Genomic DNA, 2,192 nt, shown 5'->3' on the forward strand with positions numbered 1-2,192 from the left:
ACAGCACGCCGTGATGGGCCAGCGACACCTCGCCCGGCCGCGCGCGGATACCGCCGCCGACCATCGCCGCCATCGAGGCCGAGTGGTGCGGCGCGCGGAACGGCCGCCGGTCGGTCAGCTTACCTTCGCCGAGCTCTCCCGCCACCGAGGCGATCATCGAGACTTCCAGAAGCTCCTTCGGCGCCAGCGGCGGCAGGATCGACGGCAGCCGCTGCGCCAGCATCGATTTGCCGGATCCCGGGGGTCCGATCATGAGCAGATTATGCCCACCGGCGGCGGCCACTTCCAGCGCCCGCTTGGCGGTCTCCTGGCCCTTGATGTCGGCGAGGTCAGGCAAATCCAGAGCGGCGGCATGGATGCCGGCTTCCGGCCGCGACAGCACCTGCGTGCCGCGGAAATGGTTGGCGATGGCGATCAGGCTGCGCGGCGCCAGAATGTCGAATTCCTTGCCCGCCCAGGCCGCTTCCGGCCCGCACGCGAACGGGCAGATCAGGCCCTTGCCCTCGGCATTGGCGGCGATCGCCGCCGGCAAGGCGCCGGCGACCGCGGCAATCGTGCCGTCGAGCGACAATTCTCCAAGCACGACATAGCCGGCCAGCATGTCGCCCGGAATGGCGCCAAGGGCAGCCATCAGGCCAAGCGCGATCGGCAGGTCGTAATGACTGCCTTCCTTCGGCAGGTCGGCCGGCGCCAGATTGACCGTGACTTTCTTCGACGGCATCGACAGGCCGGAAGCATGCAGCGCGGCCTGCACCCGCTCGCGGCTTTCGGCCACCGCCTTGTCGCCCAGGCCGACGATGTGCATGTTGACCTTGCCGGGCGCGATCATCACCTGCACGTCTACCGGCACAGCCTCGATGCCCTGGAAAGCGACCGTGCGAACCCGCGCCACCATCGTGCAACCCCAATTCAGGCTGGCCCCAGCCCCTGCGATCAGGCCAGGAATGGCCCGCCGGGAAGACAATCACACTTCCCCGGTCAAATCAAGAACATTACGGGAACGCATGACCGCTGGGGTTGCAGCGGAAGCGAGCGCGGTTGCAAAAACGGAACATGGTTAAGACAAAATGAAAACGACTTACCCGCGCTTTCCCTCGACCGCGTCCCAGAACAGGCTTGCAATGTCGGCGCCGCCGAAGCGCTTGACCTCGCGCACGCCGGTCGGCGAGGTCACGTTGATCTCGGTCATATAGTCGCCGATGACGTCGATGCCGACCAGGATGAAGCCGCGCTCCTTCAGCGACGGGCCGATGCGGGCGCAGATCTCGCGCTCGCGCTCCGTCAGTTCGGTCTTTTCGGCGCGGCCGCCGACATGCATGTTGGAGCGGGAATCGTGTTCGGCCGGCACCCGGTTGATGGCGCCGACCGGCTCGCCGTCGATCAGGATGATGCGCTTGTCGCCCTTGCGCACGTCCTTGAGGTAGCGCTGCACGATGTAGGGTTCGCGGAACATCTGGCCGAACATTTCCAGCAGCGAGGCAAGGTTGCGGTCGGCCTCCAGCAGATGGAAGATGCCGGCGCCGCCATTGCCGTAGAGCGGCTTGACGATGATGTCGCCGAACTCCTTGCGGAAGGCGGCAACTTCGAGCGGATCCTTGGTGATCAGCGTGTCCGGCATCAGGTCGGCAAATTCGGTGACGAAGATCTTTTCCGGGCTGTTGCGCACCCAGGCCGGGTCGTTGACCACGAGCGTCTTAGGGTGGATGCGTTCGAGAATGTGCGTGGTGGTGATGTAGTTCATGTCGAAGGGCGGATCCTGGCGCAGCAGGACCACATCCATCTCCGACAGGTCGGTACGCACCTTCTCGCCCAGCGAATAGTGGCTGCCCTTCTCGTCGCGCACCTGCATTTCCTCGATGCGGGCGAATACCTTGCCGTCGCGCAACGAGAGCCGATCCGGCGTGTAGTGGAACAGCTCATGGCCGCGCCGCTGCGCTTCCAGCGACAGCGCGAACGAGGTGTCGCCGGCGATCGACACGGTGGAGATGTGGTCCATCTGGACGGCGATTTTCAGCTTCATGGCGGGTCTCCGGCGGCTCGGATGGACGACTGTCTTGCCTGTACAGGCTCACTGCCCGTCTGCCAATCGCGACATTCCTGGGATCGGCATCCGACACCCGAATGCGCTGCTTTCATCGATCCTTCGAAACAGTCGCGGTTGCCCGTGGAAAATCGATTTCGCGATACGTTTC

General features: G+C 64.7%; 2 protein-coding genes. Both read right to left on the reverse strand.

Annotation, left to right across the window (positions count from 1 at the left end; all coding sequences use genetic code 11):
- On the reverse strand, positions 1–895 hold an 895-nt coding region (locus EN750_RS30920; protein WP_145968073.1), incomplete at its 3' end, for an ATP-binding protein.
- 183 nt (positions 896–1,078) lie between these two features.
- Complete coding sequence (gshB, locus tag EN750_RS30925; protein ID WP_127266732.1) at positions 1,079–2,020, reverse strand: glutathione synthase; 942 nt, start codon at positions 2,018–2,020, stop codon at positions 1,079–1,081.
- Positions 2,021–2,192 lie beyond the last annotated feature (172 nt).

This window comes from Mesorhizobium sp. M7A.F.Ca.ET.027.03.2.1 (genome assembly GCF_003999175.1).
Lineage (GTDB): Bacteria > Pseudomonadota > Alphaproteobacteria > Rhizobiales > Rhizobiaceae > Mesorhizobium.

Excerpts from the sequence above, each read along its gene's own strand:
- gshB (WP_127266732.1), bottom strand. The coding sequence starts at position 2,020 with ATGAAGCTGAAAATCGCCGTCCAGATGGACCACATCTCCACCGTGTCG.